Here is a 25,151-nt window from a genome sequence, read left to right as displayed (position 1 = left end):
CGACTCAGGCAGAGAGCTCGGCGCGGCCCTTGCGGCGACGGGCAGCGAGGATGGCGCGACCGGCGCGGGTGCGCATGCGAAGGCGGAAGCCGTGCGTCTTGGCGCGGCGACGGTTGTTCGGCTGGAAGGTGCGCTTGCTCACGAGGTTCTCCGTAGGTTGCGGGTGCACGCCCGGCGCAGCTGCGACGGGAGGCGCCCGGGGTGGGGCTGGCGGTGGCCGATGCGACCGCAATCGGCAAGCCCAGGGAGGACCGGGAACCGGACGAACCGGGCCCGGGGCCATGGGCATGCGAAAGAGGTCGCAGACACGCTCGGTCAACGATACGGGCGCCCGGAAGAAGGGTCAAACCGGTGGGAGGAGTCGCGCCGATGAGGGCAGAACCGACGATCTTGGAACGTCGGTGGACGATTGCAAGGCGACACGCCGACGACGAGAAAGTTCTCTTCCGGACGTGATTGTCACGGCGGCTCAGCCGGGGTAGGTTTTCGACTTCACGATCCTCGCCCGACCCATGCACAGGCTGTGGACAAACGTGTGGACAACAGGGCATCGTTCACCAAGGCACCGGACGTCCCCAGTCGTCCGACCCGGCACGGTCGAGCTCCCGCTCCGGCCCGCTCGAGTGCGCTCAGCGCCGGGATCGCAACAAGTGCAACGGAATTGAAGTCAGGGGCAGGTGGGTTTGGTGGCCGAGACAGGCGTCGACTACGCGCGGATCTGGCAGCAGACGCTCGGCACACTCGACTCGGGACTGTCGAACCAGGAGCGCGCCTTCGTCCGGCTCTGCCGCCTCGTCGGGGTGCTCGACCAGATCGCGCTGGTGCGCGCTCCCAACACCTTCACCAAGGACTTCCTCGAGACGCGCGTGCGCGAGCAGGTCCACACCGCTCTCGCCGACCAGCTCGGGCACCCCGTCCAGGTCGCGGTATCGGTCGACGAGAGTCTCGAGACCGACCTCGGCATGATCAGCGACGAGCCCACCGGCCAGGTGAACGACGGCCGCCGCCAGACCGGCTCCGACAGCAACGGCTCGGCGGGGCATCACAACGGCCTCGCCCAGGGTGGCGCGGCCACCGGATCCGCAGGCTTCGGCAGCCCCGCCCAACCCGGCATCCACCCACAGGCGCACCACGCCCAGCACAACCCGCTGCGCGACCTCGCCGAGAGCGCGCCCGCCCTCAACGGCGCCGACCTCGACGAACCCGCCCGGCCGGCATACCCCGACGTGCAGACGCAGATGGAGCTCGGCCCCGACCCGCTGAGCGGCGGCGAGAGCGGCCCCCTGCGTCTCCAGCAGCGTCCCGAGCCCAGCTCGCCCGGCGACACGCGACTCAACCCGAAGTACACGTTCGACACCTTCGTCATCGGCGCGAGCAACCGCTTCGCCCACGCGGCGGCGGTCGCGGTCGCCGAGGCGCCGGCGAAGGCGTACAACCCGCTCTTCGTCTACGGCGAGTCCGGTCTGGGCAAGACGCACCTGCTCCACGCGATCGGCCACTACGCGCGCACCATGTTCCCGAACGTGCGGGTGCGCTACGTGAACTCCGAGGAGTTCACCAACGACTTCATCAACAGCATCCGCGACGACAAGGCGAGCGCGTTCCAGAACCGCTACCGCAGCGTCGACGTGCTGCTCATCGACGACATCCAGTTCCTCCAGGGCAAGCTGCAGACCCAGGAGGAGTTCTTCCACACCTTCAACACGCTGCACAACGCGAACAAGCAGATCGTCATCACCAGTGACCTGCCGCCGCGTGAGCTGTCCGGCTTCGAGGACCGGATGCGCACCCGCTTCGAGTCGGGCCTGCTCACCGACGTGCAGCCGCCCGACCTCGAGACCCGCATCGCGATCCTGCGCAAGAAGGCGATCCAGGACCGCATGTCGGTGCCCGACGACGTGCTCGAGTACATCGCGACGAACTTCAGCACCAACATTCGCGAGCTCGAGGGGGCACTGATCCGCGTTACGGCGTTCAGCAACCTCAACCGCCAGCCGGTCGACCTGCCGCTCGCCGAGATCGTGCTCAAGGACGTGCTGCCGAACGAGACGCCCAACCAGGTGACCGCGGCGACGATCATGGCGGTCACGGCCGCCTACTACGCGGTGACGATCGAGGACCTCTGCGGCTCGAGCCGCTCGCGCCAGCTCGTGACGGCCCGCCAGATCGCGATGTACCTGTGCCGCGAGATGACCGACCTCAGCCTGCCGAAGATCGGTCAGCACTTCGGCGGCCGCGACCACACGACCGTCATGCACGCCGACCGCAAGATCCGCGAGCTCATGGGTGAGCGCCGCGCGATCTACAACCAGGTCACGGAGCTGACCAACCGCATCCGCCAGCAGTCCCACTGACGGCAGGGGCCGGTCGGCCCCGATGGCGTATGCCGTCAGCGCCGTCGCGCGGCGATGGTGGCGGTGAGCGCGTCGTCCCACGGGGTCGGGGCGATCCCGAAGGTCTGTTCGGTCAGGGCGGAGTCGAGCACGAACGGCCGCTCGAACTGGTGGCGCGTCTCGCGGACCTCGCGCATGAAGGGGACGACGAGTCCGGCTGCGGTTCCGAGCGGGCGGGGCAGCACGCGTACCTTGCGGGGCTTGACGCCGGCGAGCCGCGCGATGTCGCGGGCCGTCTCGTCGAAGGTGCGCGGCGCCGAGGTCGGCACGTGCCAGGCCCGGCCCCAGGCGTCATCGCTCGTGTCGCTGGTCGCGACGCGGGCGGCGAGGGCGCCGACGTCGGGGACGTAGGTCCACGAGTGCGCCGCGTCGGCGCGGCCGACCGGCACGAAGGGCGGCCGGCCCGCGAGGAGCGCGTCGAGGATGACGTCGCCCAGATAGCTCGTGCGCGGCGTCGTGCCCGGGCCGAAGTAGTCGCTGGAGCGCAGCTCGGTGACGCGCAGGCGTCCGGCCTCGTGGCGGGCCAGCGCCTCGGCCCACATGTCGGCGCGAATCGCTCCCTTGTGCCCCGCGGGACGCAGCGGGGTGTCCTCACGCATGGGGGAGTCCACCCGGCCGTAGCCGTAGAGGTTGCCGATGATGACGAGCCCGGCGCCCGTGGCCTCGGCCGCGGCGAGCGTGGCGGCCGCGACGGGCGGCCAGTCGGTGTCCCAGGTGAGGTAGCTGGGCGGGTTGACGGCGTTGACGATGCTCGTCGCGCCGGTCGCAAGGCTCGTCAGGCGCCCGGCGTCGCCCGCGTCGGCGGCGACGACCTCGACGGCATCCGGGTTCGACGCCTCCCAGGGACGCTCGACCACCCGACCCGATCGGGACGCGAGCGTGACGGTGTGGCCCTGGGCGACGAGGGCGGCGGTCGTCGTGCGGCCGACGCCGCCGGCGCCGAGGACGAGGTGGTGGGTCATGGCGTCTCCTAGACAGTAAGTGTGAGCACCGCTCACATTCAAAGGGTGACGCACCAGCTCACAAAAATCAAGAGCAGTGCTCACATTTACGCAGCACTTCGTGGCAGGCTGGGCGCATGGACACCGCCGCCCGAGCCGCCCACGCCGCCCACGCCGCCCCCGCCGCGAAGCTCGGCAAGCGCGCCCGCAACCGGCGAGCCGTCGAGGCAGACATCCTCCGCGTCGCGCGCGGGCACCTGGCCACCTCCGGCGCGGCCGGGCTCAGCCTCCGAGCGGTGGCCCGCGACCTCGGCATGGTGTCATCCGGCGTCTACCGCTACGTCGAGAGCCGCGACGAGCTGCTGACGAGGTTGATCGTGGACAGCTATCTCTCCCTGGCCGACGCGGTCCGGGCCGCGCACGACGCCGTCGACCCCGACGACCTGGGCGGTCGCTGGGACGCCCTCGGTCGCGCGCTGCGGACCTGGGCCCTCGAGCACCCGCACGACTTCGCCCTCATCTACGGCTCGCCCGTGCCCGACTACGACGCGCCCGCAGAACGCACGACCGAGGCCGGGACCGCCGTGATGGCCCTGCTCGTCACCCTGCTCGAGGACGCCCGGTCGGCACGACGTGTGCCCGAGGCGTCCGGACTCGGGATCCCCGAGGCTCCCGCGACGGCAGCTCTGGGGGACCTGCTCGCGGATCCGATGTTCGCCGGCACGGGCATCGACCCCGCGATGCTGGCGCAGGGCGTCGCGGCGTGGACCCTGCTCCTCGGGGCGGTCACGAGCGAGGTCTTCTCGCAGCTGGGGCCGCTCCCCGACGCCCCCGCGCTCTTCGAGACGCTGCTCGGCGCGTCGCGCCACCTCGTGGTCACCGACGCTTCCGCGAACTAGTCCCTGCCCGTCGTCGGCACGGCTCTTGCCGCCTGCGTCCTCGGGACGTCCACATCTGTCCACAGGCTTTTCCACACCTGTGTGCACAGCGTGATCTCGCCGTGACCCGTCACTCCAGACGTCGCCGGCATATCCTCCCGAACGTTGTCCACCGGTTGTGGAAAACTCTGTGGAAGCGGAGCCGCTCTCCATGCACAGCTGACTAGTCACCGAGCGTGGCAAAGCGGACATATGCCGTCCGCTCCTCCACACCGGCCTGTGGACGGGTGTGGACGACGCCGACCCGCCTGCGGACAAGCTCCCTCCTGGTTGTGGGGACGCTGTGCACCGCCGAAATCCGTCCACAGCCCGCGCCTGGCGCGGCTGTCGGGCGCCCACACCTCGTGCACATCCCTGTAGAGCCCCTGACCTGCGCGGACTCGCGTTGTCCACACAATCCACACCACCTATGACTATGACGAGACTCAAGTCGAGGAGATGAGCCCCGACAACGAGGGTCGGGACGAATGACCACGGGCGGCCGCCCAAACGGGTGATTTCGACCTGTCTGGTCATTCGGGGAGTGTCTGTGGTGTCAGTCACCGGCAGGCACTAGTGTCTGAGCCCCAATGACCTTCCCCGTCGAAGTGAGTGCACCGTGAAGTTTCGGGTTGAGCGAGACGTCCTGGCCGAGGCCGTGACCTGGGTGGCCCGTGGCCTGCCGGCCCGCCCGCCGGTCCCCGTGCTCGCGGGCGTGCTCGTCGACGCGAACGAGGACGGCACGCTCACCCTCTCCGCGTTCGACTACGAGGTGTCCGCGCGCATCACGGTGCCGGCCGACGTCGCCGAGTCCGGTCAGGTCCTCGTGCTCGGCCGTCTGCTCGCCGACATCTCGCGCAACCTGCCCAACAAGCCGATCGACGTCAGCACCGACGGCACGAAGGTCAACGTCGCCTGCGGCTCGTCCCGTTTCGCACTGCGCGAGATGCCCGTGGCCGACTACCCCACCCTTCCCGCGGCCCCCGAGACGAGCGGCACCATCGCGGGCGACGTCTTCACCCAAGCCGTCGCGCAGGTCTCCATCGCCGCCGACAAGGGCGACACCCTGCCGATCCTCACCGGCGTGCGCATGGAGATCGACGGCGACAAGGTCACCCTGCTCGCCACCGACCGCTACCGGCTCGCGATGCGCGAGCTCACGTGGAGCCCGTCCGCCACCGACGCCAACCACGTCGCGCTCATCCCGGCCCGCCAGCTCTCCGACACCGCCCGCGCGCTCGGCGCCTCCGGCTCGGTCGAGCTCGCGCTCGGCCACGGCGGCGACGGCCTCATCGGCTTCGAGGCCGGCCAGCGTCGAGCGACCACCCGACTGCTCGACGGCGAGTACCCGAAGGTCACCTCGATCTTCCCCACGTCGGTCGACACCGAGGCGGTCGTCGAGACGGCGGCCCTCGAGGAGGCGGTCAAGCGCGTGGCGCTCGTCGCCGAGCGCAACACCCCCGTGCTGCTCAAGTTCACCGACGGCCAGGTCGCGATCGAGGCCGGCACCGGCGACGACGCGCAGGCCTCCGAGGCCGTCGAGGCGACCCTCAACGGTCCCGACATCCAGATCGCGTTCAACCCGCAGTTCCTGCTCGACGGCCTGCACGCGGTCGGCACCGCCTGGAGCCGGCTCAGCTTCACCCAGCCCAGCCGGCCCGCCGTGCTGACCGGGCAGGCCGAGGCCGACTCCGAGCCCGACAGCAGCTACCGCTACGTGCTCATGCCGGTGCGCTTCGCGAGCTGAGCCGCCGTCGCCGACGCTGCCCATGGCGTACGCCATCGGTTGCGGGCGGAGGGCCACCCTCCACCCCGTGGGCGCCCTGCCGTCCGCACGGCGGCAGGCGTAGCCTCGAACCGCGCCACCAGATCGACCCCCGTCCTCCCGTCAGAAAGGCTCGCGACATGCAGCTCGGTCTCATCGGTCTCGGCAAGATGGGCGGCAACATGCGCGAGCGGTTGCGCCGCGCCGGTCACGAGGTCGTCGGGTTCGACTTCAACCCCGACGTGCGTGACGTCGGATCGCTCCCCGAGCTCGTCCAGGCCCTCGAGGCACCCCGCGTCGTGTGGGTGATGGTCCCGGCGGGCGACCCGACCCGCCAGACGGTCGCCGAGCTCGGTGGCCTGCTCGAGCCGGGTGACCTCGTCATCGACGGCGGCAACTCGCGCTTCACCGACGACTTCGAGAACGCGAAGCTGCTCGGCGAGAAGCAGATCGGCTACGTCGACTGCGGCGTGAGCGGCGGCATCTGGGGCCTCGACAACGGCTACGGCCTGATGTGCGGCGGCGACGAGAAGTGGGTCGAGAAGGCGATGCCGATCTTCGACTCCCTGCGTCCCGAGGGCCCGCGCGAGGAGGGCTTCGTCCACGCGGGCGAGGTCGGCGCCGGGCACTACACGAAGATGGTCCACAACGGCATCGAGTACGGCCTCATGCACGCGTACGCCGAGGGCTACGAGCTGCTCGAGAAGAAGGACATCGTCAAGGACGTCCCCGGGGCGTTCAAGGCGTGGAGCCGCGGCACCGTCGTGCGGTCGTGGTTGCTCGACCTCATGGTCAAGGCCCTCGAGGACAACCCCCACCTCGACGACGTGTCCGACTACACCAACGACTCGGGCGAGGGTCGCTGGACCGTCGAGGAGGCCATCGCGCTCGGCGTTCCGATGCCGGTCATCTCGGCCTCGCTCTTCGCCCGTTTCGCCTCGCGCCAGCCGAGCTCGCCGACCATGCAGGCGGTCGCCGCACTGCGCGGCCAGTTCGGCGGCCACCAGGTGATGACCATCGCCGAGGGCGAGCAGCTGCGTCGCAAGACCGGCGACGAGGGCTCGACCCACCCGGCGCCCGCCCCCGAGCAGCCCGGCTCGGCGGCGCACGACGCCGCGAACGCCGGGCCCTCCTCGGGCACCGGCTCCACCTCCTGACCTCCCGTGGCGCGTCCGGCGACGGCACCCGCGTCGACGCCGCACGCGCCCGCCCTCGAGAACCAGCCGACCTGACGTGCACGTCCGCCACCTGACCCTCAAGGACTTCCGCAGCTACCCGAGCGCCGAGCTCGCGCTGACGCCCGGGGTCACGACGCTCGTCGGCCTCAACGGACAGGGCAAGACCAACCTCGTCGAGGCGGTCGGCTACCTCGCCACGCTCGGCTCGCACCGGGTCGCGACCGACCAGCCGCTCGTGCGGTTCGGCGCGGCCCAGGCGATCGTGCGGGGCGCGATCGTGCGTGACGAGCGCGAGACCATGGTCGAGCTCGAGATCACGCCGGGCCGCGCGAACCGGGCCCGGCTGGGTCGCTCCCCCGTGTCGCGGCCGCGCGACGTGCTCGGCACGGTTCGCACGGTGCTCTTCGCCCCCGAGGACCTCGCCCTGGTCAAGGGCGACCCGTCCGAGCGGCGCCGGTTCCTCGACGAGCTGCTCGTCCAGCGCCAGCCGCGCTGGTCAGGGGTGCGCTCCGACTACGACAAGATCCTCAAGCAGCGCAACGCCCTGCTGAAGTCGGCGGCCCCGGTGCTGCGCAAGGGCGCCCGGCGCCAGCCCCGCCCCGGCGACCCGCCGCTCGACGAGGCCCGGGAGTCGGCGCTGCACACCCTCGTCGTCTGGAACGACCACCTCTCGACCGTCGGCGCGCAGCTGGTCTATGCGCGGTTGCGCCTGCTGCGCGACCTCGTGCCCGACCTGTCCGAGTGCTACGACGCCGTCAGCGCCGTCGCGTCGAACGCCCGCGCCACCTACCGCAGCTCGCTGCACGAGGACCTCGCCAAGCGTCTCGCCGAGGGGGAGGTCCCCGAGATCGACGAGCTGCGCGCCGGCATGCTCGAGACCCTCGAGCAGGTGCGCCCCAACGAGATCGAGCGCGGCATCACCCTCGTCGGACCCCACCGCGACGACCTGGTGCTCTCGCTCGGCGAGCTGCCGGCCAAGGGCTACGCCAGCCACGGCGAGTCCTGGAGCTTCGCGCTGGGACTCAAGCTCGCGGCCTACCGGCTGCTGCGCCGCGACCTCGGCGACGACCCCGTGCTCGTGCTCGACGACGTCTTCGCCGAGCTCGACTCCGGCCGGCGTGAGCGGCTGGCCGCGCTCGTCGCCGACTGCGAGCAGGTGCTCATCACCGCGGCCGTGGGCGCCGACGTGCCCGACGTGCTCCGCGAGAGCGGCACCACGTATGCCGTCGTGCTCGGTCAGGTCGGGCCGGTCGGTGGCGCTGCGGTGCCTGAGGCGGGGCACGATCCCGTGGCTGCCATCCACCCCGTCGACGCCGTCGACCCGGTCGTCTCTGCTGAACCCGGGACCGTCGTGACCTCCGAGGCGGACGACGATGCCTGACGACGAGCCGCAGCCGGAGGCGGCGACGCCGTCGGGAGAGGACGCCTCGCCCGAGGAGGCGCCCGCGCCGACCGACGAGCAGACCCGCATCGCCGACGCGGCGGCGTCGGCTCTGGCCCGGGCGCGCGCCGCGGCTGCCGACAAGGGGCTGCGGCCGGGCATGAAGCCCCGCAAACGTCGCCGCCCGATCGGCCACGCGCCGGTGCTCTCCGGCTCCGCGCGTGACGGGCGCGACCCCTCGCTGCTCGGCGACCAGCTCGACCGGCTGCTCCTCGACCGCGGCTGGAAGGTCGACGTCGCCGTCGGCTCCGTCATGGGTCGTTGGCCCGAGATCGTCGGTCCCGACATCGCCGGCCACGTCACGCCTCAGACCTTCGTCGACGGTGTGCTGACCGTGCAGGCCGACTCGACCGCCTGGGCCACCCAGATGCGCCTGCTCGCGTCGTCGCTGCTGGCCCGCATCGACGAGGAGATCGGCGCGGGCGCGGTGAGCGAGCTGCGGGTCGTCGGGCCGAGCGCGCCGTCGTGGAGCCGTGGCGGTCGGCGCTCCCCCGACTCCCGGGGTCCTCGCGACACCTACGGCTGACGGCCCACGTCGAGTGCTCACTTCCCGACGGTCTGCGCGTCGGAAACTGAGCACTCGACCGGGAAAGGGGGCCGGGTCCTGTGGGTCGAGTGCTCACTTCCCGACGCCAAGTTCCGGTCGAGTGCTCACTTCCGGACGGCGGCGCTGCGCCGACGGGCGGCTGTCGGTGATCCGTCGCAGACTGTCGTCATGACCCAGACGCCGCGCTGCACGATCGTCCCGCCATACATCCTCGAGGCGTTGGCGGCGAGCGACGAGCCCGCCGTGGCAGAGCATGCCCGCGAGGCGCTGCAGCACGACGAGCACCTGCGCGCGACGCGCCGCACGCCGACGGCACGCCCCACCGGCAAGCGACCCCCGCGGCGCCAGCACGGCGCCGGCCCCCACCGCACGATCTCCGACGCCAAGGGCACCCAGACGACGCCCGGCACCGAGGTGCGCGCCGAGGGCGCGCCGGCCTCCGACGACGACGCGGTCAACGAGGCCTACGACGGGCTCGGCGCCACGTGGGAGCTGTGGTCGGAGGCGTACTCCCGCGACTCGCTCGACGGCAAGGGGATGCCGCTGCTCGCGACCGTCCACTACGGCCGCAACTACGACAACGCCTTCTGGGACGGCTCGCAGATGGTGTTCGGCGACGGCGACGGGGTCATCTTCGAGCGGTTCACCAAAAGCGTCGACGTCATCGGGCACGAGCTCGCCCACGGGGTCACGGAGCACACGGCCGGCCTGCTCTACCAGGGTCAGTCGGGTGCGCTGAACGAGTCGATCTCCGACGTCTTCGGCGTGCTCGTCAAGCAGCACCAGCTCGGCCAGAGCGCCGAGGCGGCCGACTGGCTCGTCGGCGCCGACCTGCTGGCCCCATCGGTCAAGGGCCGGGCGCTGCGCGACATGCGTGAGCCCGGCACCGCCTACGACGACCCACGGCTCGGCAAGGACCCGCAGCCGGCGCACATGGACGACTTCGTCGACACCGACGACGACAACGGCGGCGTCCACATCAACTCCGGCATCCCCAACCGCGCGTTCGTGCTCGCCGCGCTCGCGATCGGCGGCAACGCCTGGGAGGCAGCGGGTTCGATCTGGTATGCCGTCGTGTCGGGTGACGGCATCAAGGCCGACTGCGACTTCGCCACCTTCGCCGGCCTCACCGTGGCCGCGGCGGGCACGGCCCACGGCGACGGCTCCTCCGAGCAGCAGGCGGTGCGTTCGGCGTGGGAGCAGGTCGGCGTGCTGGCCGCGGACGCCGGGGACACTGCCGGGAGCGCCGGGAGCGCCGGCCGGCCGGACCGGTCGGCTCCCGATCCGGGCCAGGGCGACGGTCAGGGCACTCCGCCCGGCCCCGACGCCCACGTGCTGCTGCGCCGCACCGGGGGCTTCGCAGGCCAGGTGCGCGAGCGGCAGATCGCCCTCGGTGAGCTGTCCGAGCGAGACGCCAAGGACTGGCAGCACCTCCTGGCCGCCCCGACGCTCCAGCGCATCGCAGCCTCGACCGAGCGCACCCACCCCGACGCGTACATCTACTCCGTCGTGTGCGACGAGGCCGGGTGCGACGTGACGATCCAGGAGCCGCACCTGCCCGAGGCGATCCACTCCCTCTTCGAGCGCACCCTCTCCGAGGGCTGAGCAGTCCTCAGTTGTCCGCCACGACGTAGGGCCCGGGCTCATCGGGGACGTCGGGGTTCGGCAGGGGACGCGACGCGCCGACCACCTCGCAGGTGCCGTCCAGACCGCACCGCTGGAGGTTGCGCCGCGTGCCGTTCCAGACCTGGACGGTGAGCTGCTGGTCGGCGCCCAGGCGCGCGTCGACGATCTCGTCAGCGCCCATCTCGGGGCCACCGGCCTGCAGCACGACCACGCCGTCGGCGGCTCGGACGACCACCAGGCTGCCGAACGTCCAGTCGCGGAAGCCGTCGACGTGGCCGTTCGCCAACAGGTACTGGCCGTCGTCCGAGAACCCGAGCATCTGCAGCGGCCCGCAGAGACGCCAGATCTCGCGGCCCGTGGCGAGGTCGACCAGCATCTGGCAGCTCTTCGAACCGTCACCGCCCGCGTCGCCGCCCACGAACGACAGGCCGAGCCCCGAGGGCGCGTTGACGAACGACAGCTCACCCTCGAGCGAACGCACGGCCCCGGTCTCGACGTCCCAGGCGATGGAGCGGCCCGTGCCGGGTCGAGCCGCGTAGGCCGTCGTGCCGACGAGACCGGCCGGGGAGTACCCGGCGTCGGACGTCGATCGCGGCTTCAGGCTGGCGATCGGCTTCCCGGAGCTGTCGGCGTAGACGAGGTTGCCGTCGGCATCGCCGGCCAGCACGTGCGCCCCGTCGTCACCGACCCGGGGTCGCTGCTGCGAGGAGGCGATCACCGCGCGCTTGCGCCCGTCGGCGCCGACGACCGTGTGGCCGTCCGGTCCGCTGACGAGGACGCCGTCCCCGAGGCGGGCGACGTAGTCGGTCGTGCGGAGCTCCTCCGGCAGCCGGATCGTCGTGGTCCCCTGGTGGTAGGTGCCGTCCACGAGATAACCCACTGCCGTGGTGCCCGTCACCGGGCCGCTCGCCGGTCGGAGGGACGCGGCTCCGGGGGCGCCCGTCGCCCTGATGGTCGGGATGCTCGTCGGTGTGGGTGCGGTCGAGGCGGTCCGGCTCGGCGGCGCCTCGGTGGTCCGGCCCGTCGTGGACTGGGACTGGGTGGGCCCGGCAGGGATCGTGGTCGCCGGGTCGCGGTTCAGCGAGCCGACGGCGACGGGCACCGCGACGGCGAGCACGAGCCCCGCCCCGAGCACGGCGGCGCCCAGCTCGCGGCGTCGGTTGGAACGGTCGCGGGCGATGGCGCGCTCCGCGAGGTCGGTGACGACGCGTACGCCCTCGCTCTGCCGGTCGAGCGCGGACTTCAGCTCCGGGTCGAAATGGCTCATGCGGTGGCCTCGCTCATCCTGCTCCGCAGCGCGGAGATCGCGCGGCTCGTGTGGCTCTTGACGGTGCCGACGGAGCACCCCAGCACGTCGGCGGTCTGGGCCTCGGACAGGTCCTCGTAGTAGCGCAGCACGATGGCCGCGCGCTGCTGGGTCGGCAGTCCCTGGACGTGGCGCCACAGGTCGAGCGACTCGGAGGCGTCGAGCCCGGCAGGGGTGGGCGGGTCGAGCACCTCGATCACGTGGCTGCCGGGCGACTCGCGCCGCCGCAGCATCCGGCGCCAGCGGGAGTTGTTCTCGTTGACCATGATCCGGCGCACGTAGGCGTCGGGCAGCTCGACCGCGCGCACGCGGTCCCAGTTGCGGTAGACCTTCGCCAGCGCGTTCTGGAGCAGGTCGTCCGCGTGGTCGCGGTCGCCGGTCAGCAGGTACGCGAGCCGGGCGAGTGCCTGCTCGCGGGCGCGCACGTAGGCCGTGAAGTCGGCCCGGCGCTCGGCGTCGTCCATCCGTGGTCTCCCCTGTCCCGTCCCACCCGGCGGTTGCCGGCACACATCAGAACACCCGGGAGGCTCGCCGGGTTGTCGCGGACGGCCCCCGATTTCCGGGGTCCCTCCCCGCTTGCCGAAATCGGGCGAACTCTTTACGAATCCTTGCCGGTCGCGGCGCCCGCGCGGTGGTTGCCTGTGTCGTCGCCACCACCTCGCCCGAGGTTCCCTCGAGCTCCTTCCCTGAAAGGTCGACATGCGTCGCTCACCCTTCGTCGCCCGTGTCACCGTCCCTGTCGCGGTCGTCGCCGCGGCAGGCGCCCTGCTCTGCACCGCCGGCACCGGATCGGTCGCGGCTGCCCTGCCGACGGTCGCCACCGCGGTCTCAGCGGCCTCGGCCGCCCTGCCCGCCGATCTCACCCTCGTCCAGGTGCGCCAGAGCCTGCTCGGGTCGCACACCTGGTACGCCCAGACCTACCGCGGCGTGCCGGTGCTCGGCGGTTTCTACGCCGTGCACTCGACGGGTGCGACGTCCTCGGTTGACGACGGCCGCAAGACGGTGCGCGGCCTCGCCTCCGTGACTCCCGGCCTGGCCCGGGCCGCCGCGGCCACCGCGGCCAAGGCCCACGGCAACGCCCGTTCGACCCGGCTCGTCGTCGTGCCCGGTGCCTCCGGCGCTCCGGCGACGCTGGCCTACGAGGTGACCACCGACCAGGACAAGCAGGTCCTCGTCGACGCACGCAGCGGCAAGGTCGCGAAGGTCACCGACGAGCGCCGGCTCGCGACCGGCTCCGGCAAGGTCTTCGACCCCAACCCGGTCGTGGCCCTGCAGAACGAGTCGCTCAAGGACTCCGCCAACGCCGACTCAGCCGTCCCGGCGACTGCCTACAAGACGGTGACGCTCGCGAACCTCGACGGGTCCGGCTACCTGCGCGGCGCGTACGCGACGGTCGTGAACGGCGCCAAGGGCAAGAACCCGGCCGCCTTCTCGTCGACGAACACCTTCAACTTCACGCGCAGCGACAGCCGGTTCGAGCAGGTCAACAGCTACTACGCGGTCGACCGGGTGCAGACCTACATCCAGTCGCTCGGCTTCACGAACGTCAACAACGAGGCTCAGGACCTCAGCGTCAACACGACGACGCAGGACAACTCCTGGTACACCCCGAGCCAGGACACCATCACCATCGGCACCGGTGGCGTCGACGACGGTGAGGACCAGGAGGTCGTGTGGCACGAGTACGGCCACGCCGTCCAGGACGACCAGGTGCCGGGCTTCGGTGCGAGCAACGACGGCGGCGCCATCGGTGAGGGCTTCGGCGACTACCTCGCCGCCACGATGTCGCAGGCGAACTCGACGGACACGGCGACGACCCCGTGGGCGTGCGTCATGGACTGGGACTCGACGAGCTACACGTCGAGCACGCCCCACTGCATCCGCCGCCTCGACACGGCCAAGACCGTCGCGCACCGCACGGGCGAGGTGCACGACGACGGCGAGATCTGGAGCCACGCCCTCTGGGACATGAACAAGGGCCTCGGCCGCGACAAGGCGACCCGGATCATCCTCGAGGCGCAGTTCGGCTACTCCCCCACCACGACGTGGGCCGCCGCCGCGCAGAAGACGGTCGACACGGCCTCCGCGCTCTACGGCGCGACCGACGCCGCCACCGTGCGCGCCGCCTTCCAGGCCCGCGGGATCCTCTGACGGGTCCCGTCGGCGGGGTGCCGCACCACCTCTTGCGTATGCCGGGAGGCCGGGTTCCGCTGGGACCCGGCCTCCCGGCATACCTCGTGGGAAGAGCGGTGTCGAGGGCGCGAAGGGACCTGTGGACGGTGCGTGACGGGGGCGTCCGGGACCGGGAGAATGGCCCGTGTGCCCAGCGCGACGGCTGCGAACGGTGCGGCCCGTGAGAAGGCGTCACAGGCGCGCTGGGGGGCCGGGTCGTGACTCCCCCCTCGGATGACGGGGTGTACGGGCCGGAAAATGGCCGTTCCGCGCGTCTGAGGGCACGGTTCCCCCTCACGGACCGTTAGAATGATGAGGTTGCGGCTCGACGTCACGTCGAGCCGCACGCATGAGGTCTGACCGCACGGTCAGACAGGGTCACAGAGGAGAGACGTGTCCGACGCCGACGAGCCGACCACCACCAGCACCACCCCGAGCCCCGCGGGCTCCACAGACTCGGTTCCCGACTCGACCAACGGCTCGGCACCCGCACACGCACCGGCGCCGACTCCCGCCGCCCCTGCGGACACCCGACCCAACGGTGTCGACTACGACGCCAGCGCGATCACCGTCCTCGAGGGTCTCGAGGCCGTGCGCAAGCGTCCGGGCATGTACATCGGCTCGACGGGCCCGCGCGGCCTGCACCACCTCGTCTACGAGATCGTCGACAACTCCGTCGACGAGGCGCTCGCCGGCTACGCCACGCACATCGACGTGACCCTGCTCGCCGACGGCGGCGTGCGGGTCAAGGACAACGGGCGCGGCATCCCCACCGACATCCACCCGGTCGAGAAGATCAGCGCGGTCGAGCTCGTGCTCACGCAGCTGCACGCCGGCGGCAAGTTCGGTGGCGGCGGCTACAAGGTGTCGGGAGGCCTGCACGGCGTCGGCTCCTCCGTGGTCAACGCGCTCTCGACGACCCTCAAGGCCGCGGTGCGCCAGAAGGGCCACGTGCACCGGATGAGCTTCACCATGGGTGTGCCCGACGGGCCGCTCAAGCCGGAGGAGGCCACCGACGAGACCGGCACGACGATCACGTTCTGGGCCAACCCCGACATCTTCGAGTCCGTCGACTACGACTTCGAGACGCTGCGGGCCCGCTTCCAGCAGACCGCCTTCCTCAACAAGGGCCTGACGATCACCCTCGTCGACGAGCGCATCGAGCAGGCCGAGGACGACGCCGTCGACCTCGACGGCGTCCACAACGAGGTCACCGAGGTCGAGGAGTCGGGCGACAACGGCCACGCCCCCACCGGGGGCGAGCCCAAGAAGGTCAAGGCGAAGAAGGTCACCTACCGCTACGACGGAGGCCTGGTCGACTACGTCAACCACATCAACAGCAGCAAGCGCAGCGAGCCCGTGCACCCCGACGTCATCTCCCTCGAGGTCGAGGACGGCGACCGCATGCTCTCGCTCGAGCTGGCGATGCAGTGGACCACCGCCTACTCCGAGTCGGTGCACACCTACGCCAACAACATCAACACCCACGAGGGCGGCACCCACGAGGAGGGCTTCCGCGCGGCGCTGACCAAGCTCGTCAACGAGTTCGCCCGCAAGCAGAACCTCCTCAAGGAGAAGGACGAGAACCTCACCGGCGACGACGTCCGCGAGGGCCTCACCGCGGTCATCTCGGTCAAGCTCGGTGAGCCGCAGTTCGAGGGCCAGACGAAGACCAAGCTCGGCAACTCCGAGGTCAAGGGCTTCGTGCAGCGCGCCATGACCGACGAGTTCGGCCACTGGCTCGAGGCGCACCCCAACGAGGGCAAGGACATCGTCCGCAAGTCGGTGCAGGCCGCGGCCGCCCGCATGGCGGCCCGCAAGGCGCGTGAGGCGACTCGCCGCAAGGGCCTGCTCGAGTCGGGCGGCCTGCCGGGCAAGCTCAAGGACTGCCAGAGCAAGGACCCCAGCATCTCCGAGGTCTTCATCGTCGAGGGCGACAGCGCCGGCGGCTCGGCTACGCAGGCGCGCAACCCGCACACCCAGGCGATCCTCCCGATCCGCGGCAAGATCCTCAACGTCGAGAAGGCGCGCATCGACAAGATCCTCGCCAACAACGAGGTCCAGGCGCTCATCTCGGCGTTCGGCACCGGCATCGGCGAGGACTTCGACATCGAGAAGGCGCGCTACCACAAGATCGTGCTGATGGCCGACGCCGACGTCGACGGCATGCACATCCGCACGCTGCTGCTGACCCTGCTGTTCCGCTTCATGCGCCCGCTCATCGAGGCCGGCTACGTCTACCTGGCGCAGCCGCCGCTCTTCCGCCTGCGCTGGAGCAACGCCGACCACCAGTTCGCCTACTCCGACAAGGAGCGCGACGGTCTCAAGAAGCTCGGCGAGGAGAAGGGCTGGCGCCTGCCGAAGGACAACCCGATCCAGCGCTACAAGGGCCTCGGCGAGATGAACTACCAGGAGCTCGGCGAGACGACGATGGACCAGAACTCCCGGACGCTGCTGCAGGTGACCCTCGACGACGCCGCCAAGGCCGACGAGGTCTTCGCGGTGCTCATGGGTGAGGACGTCGAGTCCCGTCGCACGTTCATCCAGAAGAACGCGCACGACGTGAAGTTCCTCGACATCTGACCGCCGCCGTATGCCGGCCGCCACGTTCCACGTGAAACGTCGCCACCCGGCATACGTCCTCTACTGCACGAATCTGACTGAGAGACAAAGGGATCTGACGTGAGCGACGACCTGCCTCCCACCAACGGGGACGACGTCACCGAGCCTTCCGAGGAGAACGTCGACGCACGCGCGGTCATCGCGCGTGAGCCCGGCGAGCACGACCGGGTCGAGCCGATCGACCTCAACACCGAGATGCAGCGCAGCTACATCGAGTACGCGATGTCGGTCATCGTGTCGCGCGCGCTGCCCGACGTGCGCGACGGCCTCAAGCCGGTGCACCGCCGCATCGTCTACGCGATGTACGACGGCGGCTACCGCCCCGACCGCGGCTTCAACAAGTGCGCGCGCGTCGTCGGCGACGTCATGGGTCACTACCACCCGCACGGCGACTCGGCGATCTACGACGCCCTCGTGCGCCTCGTGCAGGACTGGTCGCTGCGCTACCCGCTCGTGCAGGGCCAGGGCAACTTCGGCTCGCGCGGCAACGACGGCGCGGCCGCCCCGCGCTACACCGAGTGCCGGATGGCCCCGATCGCCATGGAGATGGTGCGGGACATCGAGCAGGACACCGTCGACTTCGTCCCGAACTACGACGGCAAGACGATGCAGCCGGCCGTGCTGCCGAGCCGCTTCCCGAACCTGCTCGTCAACGGCTCGGCCGGCATCGCCGTCGGTATGGCGACGCAGATCCCGTCGCACAACCTGCGCGAGGTCGCGGCCGGCGCGCAGTACTACCTCGACCACCCGGACATCGCCCGCGAGGAGCTGCTCGAGGCCCTGCTCGGGATCATCAAGGGCCCCGACTTCCCGACCGGCTCGCTCATCATGGGCCACCGCGGCATCGAGGACGCCTACCGCACCGGCCGTGGCTCGATCATCATGCGGGCGGTCGTCAACGTCGAGGAGATCCAGAACCGCCAGTGCCTGGTCGTGACGGAGCTGCCCTACCAGGTCAACCCCGACATGCTGGCGCTCAAGATCGCCGACCTCGTCAAGGACGGCAAGATCGCCGGCATCTCCGACATCCGTGACGAGACGTCAGGTCGCACGGGTCTGCGCATCGTCATCGTGCTCAAGCGCGATGCCGTGGCCAAGGTCGTGCTCAACAACCTCTACAAGCACACGCAGCTGCAGACGACGTTCGGCGCGAACATGCTCGCCCTCGTCGACGACGTGCCGCGCACGCTGCCGCTCGACGGCTTCATCCGGCACTGGGTCGACCACCAGATCGAGGTCATCGTCCGGCGCACGCAGTTCCGCCTCAACAAGGCCGAGCAGGAGATCCACATCCTGCGCGGCCTGCTCAAGGCGCTCGACATGCTCGACGAGGTCATCGCCCTCATCCGCGGGTCGCGCACCGTCGAGATCGCTCGCGAGGGTCTCATCGAGCTGCTCGCCATCGACGAGACGCAGGCCAACGCGATCCTCAACATGCAGCTGCGCCGCCTCGCCGCCCTCGAGCGCGAGAAGCTGCAGCAGGACCACGACGCCCTGCAGGCCCTCATCGACGAGTACACCGCGATCCTCGCCTCGCCGTTGCGCCAGCGCGAGATCGTGTCGGAGGAGCTGCAGGCGATCGTCGACAAGTACGGCGACGAGCGACGCACCGAGATCATCCCGTTCGACGGCGACATGTCGATGGAGGACCTGATCCCCGAGGAGGACGTCGTCGTCACGATCACCCGCGGCGGCTACGCCAAGCGCACCCGGGTCGACCAGTACCGCTCGCAGAAGCGCGGCGGCAAGGGCGTGCGCGGCGCGACGCTGCGCGGCGAGGACGTCGTCGAGCACTTCTTCACCACGACGACGCATCACTGGCTGCTCTTCTTCACCAACCTCGGCCGCGTCTACCGGGCCAAGGCGTACGAGCTGCCCGAGGGCTCGCGCGACAGCAAGGGCCAGCACGTGGCCAACCTGCTCGCGTTCCAGCCCGGCGAGCAGATCGCCCAGGTGCTCGCGATCCGGGACTACGAGGCGGGCGACTACCTCGTGCTCGCGACGAAGGCCGGCCTCGTCAAGAAGACTCGCCTCGCCGATTACGACTCGAACCGCTCGGGCGGCCTCATCGCCGTCAACCTCCGCGAGGGTGACGAGCTCGTCGGCGCGGGCCTCGCCTCGAACCGCGACGACCTGCTGCTCGTCTCGCGCAAGGGCCAGTCGGTGCGCTTCACGGCCACCGACGAGGCGCTGCGCCCGATGGGCCGGTCGACCTCCGGCGTCACCGGCATGAAGTTCCGCGACGGCGACGACCTGCTCGCCATGTCCGTCGTCGAGGAGGGCGAGAGCCCCGACGTCTTCGTCGTCTTCGAGAACGGCCTCGCCAAGCGCACGCCCGTGTCGGAGTACCGCCTCCAGGGCCGCGGCGGCCTCGGCATCAAGGTCGCGAAGCTGTCGGAGAAGGGCGGCGACCTCGTCGGCGCCCTCACCGTCGTCGAGACCGACGAGGTCATGGTCGTCATGGAGAAGGGCAAGATCGTCCGCTCGCGTGTCGACGAGGTACGCCACACCGGCCGTTCGTCGCAGGGCGTGAAGTTCGCGACGCCCGACAAGGGCGACTCGATCGTGGCCGTCGCTCGCAACGCCGAGTCGGCCACCGCCGTCGAGGAGATCGAGGCCGGGGAGCCCGTCGACCAGCCGTCCGGCACGGGAGCGCCCGCTACGGTTCCCGCCGATGATGGCGTACCGTCGGACGAAACCTCGACTGACGAGGGCGGTTCGTCCGAGGACGACAACGGAGGTGACGCATGAGCACGACCAGTTCCGAGGGGTCGTTCGGCAAGGCCGGCTTCGGCGCCGGCTCGTCGCGCGGCTCAGGCAGCGGCAAGAGCGCCACCTCGAGCGGCAGCTCGGCCAGTCCGAGCACGGGCTCGGGCAGCGGATCCGGGTCCGACTCCGGCGCGTCGGGCGGCTCGACGAACGGCTACTACGGGTCGGGCGGGGCGGCATACGCCTCCGGATCAGGCTCGTCGGGCTCGACCGGAAGCACGTCGGGTGCGTCCGTCGGCGACACGACGACGTCGCTCTCGCGCGGGGCCGTGACCACGCGTACGGCCCCGACCCAGAAGGTCGGTGCTGCACCGGGCCGTCCCGCCGGCGCCGCAGGCACGGTGCCCCGCAAGCACAAGGGTCCCCGTCGGGTCCGCCTCGCTGTGGCGCGCGTCGACCCCTGGTCGGTCATGAAGATGAGCTTCCTGCTCTCGGTGGCGCTCGGCATCGCCGGTGTCATCCTCACGGCCGTGCTGTGGATGATCCTGTCGACGATGAACGTCTTCACCGACATCGAGGGCGTGCTGCAGTCGCTGCAGACGACGACGAGCGACCCGTTCTCGATCAAGGACTACGTCGGCTTCGGCCGGGTCGTGTCCCTGTCGATCGTCATCGGCGTCATCGACGTCATCCTGATGACCGCCATCGCGACCGTCATGGCGTTCCTCTACAACATCTGCTCGGCCCTCGTCGGCGGCGTGCAGCTCACCCTGACGGACGACTGACGTCGCCCGACGCGGCTTGATGTGCCCGCGGATCGCAGCCGTTTTGTAGGTTCGCGGGGCCATCGGGTAACGTTTCCCCTCGCGTCCGGTCGTCACCTCTGACGGGGTCGATCTGGCGCGCGAAGGTGACGATGGGCCTATAGCTCAGACGGTTAGAGCGCTTCCCTGATAAGGAAGAGGTCGGAGGTTCAAGTCCTCCTAGGCCCACCATCACCGCCACTTCGGAGAGGATCTCGAATGCTCAAGCGTCTCGCCCTCATCGGTGGCGCGGTCGCCGGCCTCGTGCTCCTGCGCAAGAAGGCCAAGCAGCAGCAGGCCGAGCAGGACCTGTGGACGCAGGCCACCGACGACGTGCAGGCCCCGGTCGTCCCGGCCCCCGCCTCGCCCTCGGCGAACGGCCAGGCCACCAGCGCGAGCTGACCTCCTCCCATCCAGGGGCCATGGCGCAATTGGTAGCGCACCTGCTTTGCAAGCAGGGGGTTAGGGGTTCGAGTCCCCTTGGCTCCACCACCTGAAGCCCTTTCCCTTGCGGGAGAGGGCTTCTTAGATGTCCCGCCCCTGATCGGGCGCGAGATCGCATGAGGAGTGCGCGCTCGCAACAGAAGATGCGCGATCAAGCGCATGTTCAAAGAATCAAGTCTGCGCCGCCCTCGTCAAGTAAGCGCATCGCGCGAACTACGGGGCGATCTCCCAGTCCGCACGGGCGCTACGTCCCGGGCTCGGCTTGAGCCGGCCCGCGTCGCGCAGCTTCTGTGCTGCCCAGCGCACGTCGTACTGCCACGTGTAGAACAGGTCACCCGCACTCACGATCTCATCTTCGTGCCGCTCCCAGATCTTCTTCGAGACGGCGAGCACCGAACCGCTGCCTCCCAGGCTCGCGAGCGCCTCCAGCACCCAGTCCTTGAGGACTTCCTTGTCAGCCATGGGCGTGAGCTTCATCAATACGGACCACCGGGTCAAGCACGGCACGCACGCGCACCTCATATGATTCCGCGTCGAGCCGGCTGGGTGCCGCCGCATGACCTGGCCGGTGGATGGGCGGGTGGTGGGGTGATCACCACAGCGAGCGCAGGACGATGTGCTGGGCCTTGCTCTGGATACGAAACACGCCGTTTTGGGAGTAGGTAGGCGACTGGGCGGGAACGGTTACGAATCGTGGAAGTCGTGTGGACTTCGTGGGGAAAAGGCGTGGTGTCTGGCTCCGTAGGTTTCTGGTCAGAGGGATCGAGCGATCCCAAACCAGAACTTCCGGGCCGTGCCCGGCCCGATCACAGGAGCACACACCATGAGCGTTCTCACCAGCAAGAAGGTCCTCGTCCCCCTCGCCACCGCGGCCATCGCCGGCGCCCTCGCCGTCGGTTCCGGTGCCGACTTCTCCTCGACGTCCGGCAACACGGCGAGCACCGTCACCGCCGGCACGCTGACGCAGTCCAACAGCAAGGCGAACGCGTCGATCCTCAACCTCAGCAACATGAAGCCCGGCGACTCCGTCTACGGCCAGGTCACCATCACGAACACCGGTTCGCTCGGCTCGATCTTCTCCGTCACCGAGTCCGCGACGTCCGGCTTCACGGCCGGCACCCTCACCGAGAAGATCGAGGACGTCACGAACTCGACCTCCCCCGTCACCGTCTACAGCGGCAACTTCGGCGGCGCGGGCACGAAGGCGCTCGGCAGCTGGGCCGCCGGCGAGGCGCGCACCTACCGCGTCACCGTCACGCTCCTGTCGAGCGCGACGAACACCGAGCAGGGCAAGACGGCGTCGACGGCCTTCGCCTGGAACGGCACCCAGACCTCGCCCACCGTCACGAACTTCGACACGAGCGCCGTCACACCGGCCCCCTGATCCGTGACCCCGGTGCCGACGCTCGAGGGGCGTCGGCACCGGGGCCATCTCAGGACCTGCCTGACCAAGAGACCCACCACCCAGAGCCCATCCGAGAGGACCCAGCCATGGCCGCGAAGACCAGCCCCCGCCGGCGCAGCGCCCGCATCGCCGGCGCCCTCGGCAACCTGGCCGTCCTGGGCCTCATGCTGCTCGCGGTGGCGTACGTGCTGCCGTCGCTGCTGGGCTTCCAGCGCTACGTCATCACCGGCGGGTCCATGCAGGGGACCTACGACAAGGGGTCGGTCGTCTTCGAGAAGGTCGTCCCGACCTCGCAGCTGCGGGTGGGCGACGTCATCACGTACATCCCGCCGGCGAGCAGCGGCGTCACCAACCTCGTGACGCACCGCATCGTCTCGGCGGAGGCGGGCACGAAGGGGATCGTCTACCGCACGAAGGGTGACGCCAACCCGAGCATCGACCCGTGGACGTTCACGCTCGACCGCGCCGAGCAGGTCGTCGTCGAGTTCGACGTCCCTCACGTCGGCTGGGCACTGCTCTACCTCGCCGACCCGAGCCACCGGAAGCTGGTCGTCGGGGTCCCGGCGGGGCTCATCGCCCTGGCCAGCATCCTCGAGGCGTTCCGCAACGCCCGGCGCGAGAAGCGCGCCGGCGACCAGGGCGGGCGGGACGAGACCGTCCCGGCTGTCGCCGAGAATCCCGCGCCGGATGCCGCCGTCGCGCCCTCGGCCCCTCGTCTTCCGGCCGTCGTCTAGGCCGGTCAACGTCCCACTGGCTTCCCTGCGCCGGTGGGCCGCATCACCAGCAGGCCCGTCCCTCAGGGGCGGGCCTGCTGGCATTCTCCGTCCCAGACCCGACGAACAGAGTTCCAAACTGTGGAAGTCCCGCGTCCCGGGCGTGTGCTCCGGCGAGGCGCCCGTGGCGCCCTCCTCCGTAGCGTTTGGAGCATGCCGAGAGCTCGAGTTCTGCTGCTGGCGGTCGCCGCGTTGGCGACCGTCCTCGGCATGACCTCGTCGTTCTCCTCGGCGTCGTTCACGTCGCAGTCGACGAACCAGCCGGCCGTCTTCACCGCCGCCGCCGACTGGACCCCGCCCACCATCACGATGAACAGCCCCGGCACGGCGGTCAGCGGGACCGTCGCGCTCACGTCCACCGCCTCCGACGCGCACAGCGGCCTGGCATCGGTGCTCTACGAGTACTACACGTCCAGCGGCACGTGGACGACGATCTGCACGTCGACGGTGAGCCCCTGGTCATGCAGCTGGGACACGACGACCCGCACCGACGGCTCCTACGCCTTGCGCGCGACGGCCACCGACAAGGCGGGCAACGTCACCGTCTCCGACCCCGTGTCGACGATGGTCGCCAACAACGCCACGGTCGTCCTCAGCGACCCGGGCAGCTACGTCCGCGGCAGCGTCTCGCTCTCGGCCACGATCTACGGCGGCGGGTCGCTCGTCTACACGACGACCTTCGAGTACGCCGTCAGCGGCGGCACCACGTGGAAGACCCTTCCGCTGTGCTCCCCCGTCGCGGTCGGACAGACCTTCACCTGCACCTGGAACACGACGGGCCTGACGAGCGGCTCCTACGACCTGCGGGCCGTCGCGACCGCCGGCAGCACCAAGGTCACCTCGGCCGCGGTCGCCGACGTCATGGTCGACAACACGGCGCCGGCCGTGACGATGACCGACCCGGGCGCGACCCTGAGCGGCACCGTCACCTTGGGCGCCACGACGACCGACGCCGACTCGGGCGTGGGCCAGGTCGTCATCCAGTACGCGCCGAACGGCACCACCACGTGGACGACGGCCTGCACGATCGGCTCCTCGCCCTTCACCTGCCGCTTCGACACGACCAAGCTCGCCAACGGCAAGTACGACTTCCGTGCGGTCTCCACCGACAACGCCGGCAACTCGGCGACGTCGGCCTCGGTCACCGGCCGCACCGTCGACAACACGGTCTCGTCCGTCGCCATGGAGGACCCTGGGGCCTACCTCACCGGCACCGTCACCCTCACCGCGACGGCCACGGCCCGCACCGGCGTGGCGTCGGTCGCGATCCAGCGCTCCCCCAACGGCGCCGGCTCCTGGACGACGGTGTGCACCCTCACCGGCTCGTCGCCGTTCTCCTGCTCGTGGGCCTCGACGAGCACCCCGGACGGCCTCTACGACTTCCGGGCCGTGCTCACCGAGACCGGCGGCGCCGTCACCACCTCGGCGGTCGTCAGCTCGCGCCGCGTCGACAACACGGCCCTGCGCGGCGTCGACGCCCAGGCGGCGAACGGCGGTGCGACGCTCGGCAGGATCGAGGCCAACGACTCGCTGACGCTCACCTACACCGACACCGTCAAGCCGTCGTCGGTCACCCCGACCTTCACCGGCTCGGCCCTGGCCGTCCAGGTCCGCATCCGCGACGGTGCCCTCCTCGGCCTCACCAGCAAGGACGACACCCTCGACGTGCTCGTCGGTGGCTCGGTCATCAACCTCGGCTCGGTGAACCTCAGGGAGGACTTCGTCAAGTCGAGCAAGACGACCGTCTACAACGCCACGATGACGGCGAGCACGGTGGTCGTCGGGTCGGCCAACCGCACGGTCATCACCCTGAAGCTCGGCTCGCTCTCGAGCGGCGGCGCGGTGCGCACGGTCTCCACGGCGCAGAACATGGTCTGGACCCCGTCGACGAACGCGACCGACATGTTCGGAACCGCCTCCTCGGGCGCGCCCGTCACCGAGACCGGCACTCTCGACAAGGACTTCTGATGCCGCCCGAGCCCGTCGTCCTGCAATCCACCCCGGCCGTATGCCGTTCGCCCTGGTCGCGCGTGGCTGCCCTGGGTGCGTGGGGCCTCGCCGTCCTCCAGACGGCAGCCCTCGCCGCCCGACCCGACGCGGCGGCATACG

The 25,151-nt window shown here is 70.4% G+C and carries 20 protein-coding genes and 2 tRNA genes; 17 read left to right on the top strand and 5 right to left on the bottom strand.

Features of this window, described 5'->3' with window-relative positions; genetic code table 11:
* Window positions 1–4: 4 nt before the first annotated feature.
* A complete protein-coding gene (gene rpmH / locus ACXR8F_RS05225) occupies window positions 5–142 on the bottom strand; it encodes a 50S ribosomal protein L34 (RefSeq protein ID WP_010849920.1) in 138 nt (45 codons plus the stop codon).
* Window positions 143–686: 544 nt separating this feature from the next.
* Here rpmH and dnaA point away from each other — a divergent pair.
* Complete coding sequence (dnaA, locus tag ACXR8F_RS05220; protein ID WP_458799031.1) at window positions 687–2,354, top strand: chromosomal replication initiator protein DnaA; 1,668 nt, start codon at window positions 687–689, stop codon at window positions 2,352–2,354.
* 35 nt (window positions 2,355–2,389) lie between these two features.
* On the opposite strand, the gene ACXR8F_RS05215 is transcribed toward dnaA, so the two are convergent.
* On the bottom strand, window positions 2,390–3,355 hold the full coding sequence (locus ACXR8F_RS05215; RefSeq protein ID WP_458799030.1) for an NAD-dependent epimerase/dehydratase family protein: 966 nt from the start codon (window positions 3,353–3,355) through the stop codon (window positions 2,390–2,392).
* 116 nt (window positions 3,356–3,471) lie between these two features.
* On the opposite strand from ACXR8F_RS05215, the gene ACXR8F_RS05210 reads away from it, so the two are divergent.
* The 6 genes from ACXR8F_RS05210 to ACXR8F_RS05185 all read left to right on the top strand — a co-directional run bounded on the left by ACXR8F_RS05210 (window position 3,472) and on the right by ACXR8F_RS05185 (window position 10,787).
* Window positions 3,472–4,233: a TetR/AcrR family transcriptional regulator gene (locus ACXR8F_RS05210; RefSeq protein WP_458799029.1), complete on the top strand. Its 762-nt coding sequence runs from the start codon at window positions 3,472–3,474 to the stop codon at window positions 4,231–4,233.
* A gap of 637 nt (window positions 4,234–4,870) precedes the next feature.
* Window positions 4,871–5,998, top strand: coding sequence for a DNA polymerase III subunit beta (dnaN, locus tag ACXR8F_RS05205; RefSeq protein ID WP_045189017.1), 1,128 nt, complete (start codon window positions 4,871–4,873; stop codon window positions 5,996–5,998).
* A gap of 158 nt (window positions 5,999–6,156) precedes the next feature.
* Window positions 6,157–7,173: a phosphogluconate dehydrogenase (NAD(+)-dependent, decarboxylating) gene (gnd, locus tag ACXR8F_RS05200; RefSeq protein WP_458799028.1), complete on the top strand. Its 1,017-nt coding sequence runs from the start codon at window positions 6,157–6,159 to the stop codon at window positions 7,171–7,173.
* Between the two features lie 76 nt (window positions 7,174–7,249).
* On the top strand, window positions 7,250–8,575 hold the full coding sequence (gene recF / locus ACXR8F_RS05195; protein WP_458799027.1) for a DNA replication/repair protein RecF: 1,326 nt from the start codon (window positions 7,250–7,252) through the stop codon (window positions 8,573–8,575).
* Entirely contained in the window at window positions 8,568–9,161 is a 594-nt protein-coding gene (locus ACXR8F_RS05190; protein WP_458799026.1) for a DUF721 domain-containing protein, read from the top strand. Before recF ends, ACXR8F_RS05190 begins: the two co-directional genes overlap by 8 nt.
* A 189-nt stretch (window positions 9,162–9,350) precedes the next feature.
* On the top strand, window positions 9,351–10,787 hold the full coding sequence (locus tag ACXR8F_RS05185) for a protealysin inhibitor emfourin (protein ID WP_458799025.1): 1,437 nt from the start codon (window positions 9,351–9,353) through the stop codon (window positions 10,785–10,787).
* Window positions 10,788–10,794: 7 nt separating this feature from the next.
* Here ACXR8F_RS05185 and ACXR8F_RS05180 read toward each other — a convergent pair whose 3' ends face one another.
* Window positions 10,795–12,075, bottom strand: coding sequence for a WD40 repeat domain-containing protein (locus tag ACXR8F_RS05180; protein WP_458799024.1), 1,281 nt, complete (start codon window positions 12,073–12,075; stop codon window positions 10,795–10,797).
* Entirely contained in the window at window positions 12,072–12,578 is a 507-nt protein-coding gene (locus ACXR8F_RS05175) for a SigE family RNA polymerase sigma factor (RefSeq protein WP_045189006.1), read from the bottom strand. The genes ACXR8F_RS05180 and ACXR8F_RS05175 overlap by 4 nt, the downstream gene beginning before the upstream one ends.
* A 235-nt stretch (window positions 12,579–12,813) precedes the next feature.
* Between ACXR8F_RS05175 and ACXR8F_RS05170 the strand changes: the two genes are divergently transcribed.
* The 7 genes from ACXR8F_RS05170 to ACXR8F_RS05140 all read left to right on the top strand — a co-directional run bounded on the left by ACXR8F_RS05170 (window position 12,814) and on the right by ACXR8F_RS05140 (window position 20,912).
* On the top strand, window positions 12,814–14,265 hold the full coding sequence (locus ACXR8F_RS05170; protein ID WP_458799023.1) for a M4 family metallopeptidase: 1,452 nt from the start codon (window positions 12,814–12,816) through the stop codon (window positions 14,263–14,265).
* Between the two features lie 414 nt (window positions 14,266–14,679).
* Window positions 14,680–16,869: a DNA topoisomerase (ATP-hydrolyzing) subunit B gene (gene gyrB / locus ACXR8F_RS05165; protein WP_458799022.1), complete on the top strand. Its 2,190-nt coding sequence runs from the start codon at window positions 14,680–14,682 to the stop codon at window positions 16,867–16,869.
* A 99-nt stretch (window positions 16,870–16,968) separates the two neighbouring features.
* Complete coding sequence (gene gyrA, locus ACXR8F_RS05160; protein ID WP_458799021.1) at window positions 16,969–19,659, top strand: DNA gyrase subunit A; 2,691 nt, start codon at window positions 16,969–16,971, stop codon at window positions 19,657–19,659.
* Window positions 19,656–20,402, top strand: coding sequence for a DUF3566 domain-containing protein (locus tag ACXR8F_RS05155; protein WP_082080753.1), 747 nt, complete (start codon window positions 19,656–19,658; stop codon window positions 20,400–20,402). The genes gyrA and ACXR8F_RS05155 overlap by 4 nt, the downstream gene beginning before the upstream one ends.
* 133 nt (window positions 20,403–20,535) lie before the next feature.
* Window positions 20,536–20,612, top strand: a tRNA-Ile gene (locus tag ACXR8F_RS05150).
* Between the two features lie 27 nt (window positions 20,613–20,639).
* A complete protein-coding gene (locus ACXR8F_RS05145) occupies window positions 20,640–20,822 on the top strand; it encodes a DLW-39 family protein (RefSeq protein WP_045188998.1) in 183 nt (60 codons plus the stop codon).
* Between the two features lie 14 nt (window positions 20,823–20,836).
* Window positions 20,837–20,912, top strand: a tRNA-Ala gene (locus ACXR8F_RS05140).
* Window positions 20,913–21,077: 165 nt separating this feature from the next.
* On the opposite strand, the gene ACXR8F_RS05135 is transcribed toward ACXR8F_RS05140, so the two are convergent.
* Window positions 21,078–21,326, bottom strand: a complete 249-nt coding sequence (locus ACXR8F_RS05135) for a hypothetical protein (RefSeq protein WP_458799020.1) — start codon at window positions 21,324–21,326, stop codon at window positions 21,078–21,080.
* 361 nt (window positions 21,327–21,687) lie between these two features.
* Between ACXR8F_RS05135 and ACXR8F_RS05130 the strand changes: the two genes are divergently transcribed.
* The 3 genes from ACXR8F_RS05130 to ACXR8F_RS05120 all read left to right on the top strand — a co-directional run bounded on the left by ACXR8F_RS05130 (window position 21,688) and on the right by ACXR8F_RS05120 (window position 25,010).
* A complete protein-coding gene (locus ACXR8F_RS05130) occupies window positions 21,688–22,248 on the top strand; it encodes a TasA family protein (RefSeq protein ID WP_045188972.1) in 561 nt (186 codons plus the stop codon).
* 107 nt (window positions 22,249–22,355) lie between these two features.
* Complete coding sequence (locus ACXR8F_RS05125) at window positions 22,356–23,003, top strand: signal peptidase I (RefSeq protein WP_458799019.1); 648 nt, start codon at window positions 22,356–22,358, stop codon at window positions 23,001–23,003.
* Between the two features lie 192 nt (window positions 23,004–23,195).
* Window positions 23,196–25,010, top strand: a complete 1,815-nt coding sequence (locus ACXR8F_RS05120; RefSeq protein ID WP_458799018.1) for an Ig-like domain-containing protein — start codon at window positions 23,196–23,198, stop codon at window positions 25,008–25,010.
* Window positions 25,011–25,151: the final 141 nt, after the last annotated feature.

This window comes from Terrabacter sp. AAH1 (assembly GCF_054456855.1).
The sequence above is the reverse complement of the archived record's forward strand: the minus strand, read 5'-3'. Positions and strand labels throughout refer to the sequence as shown.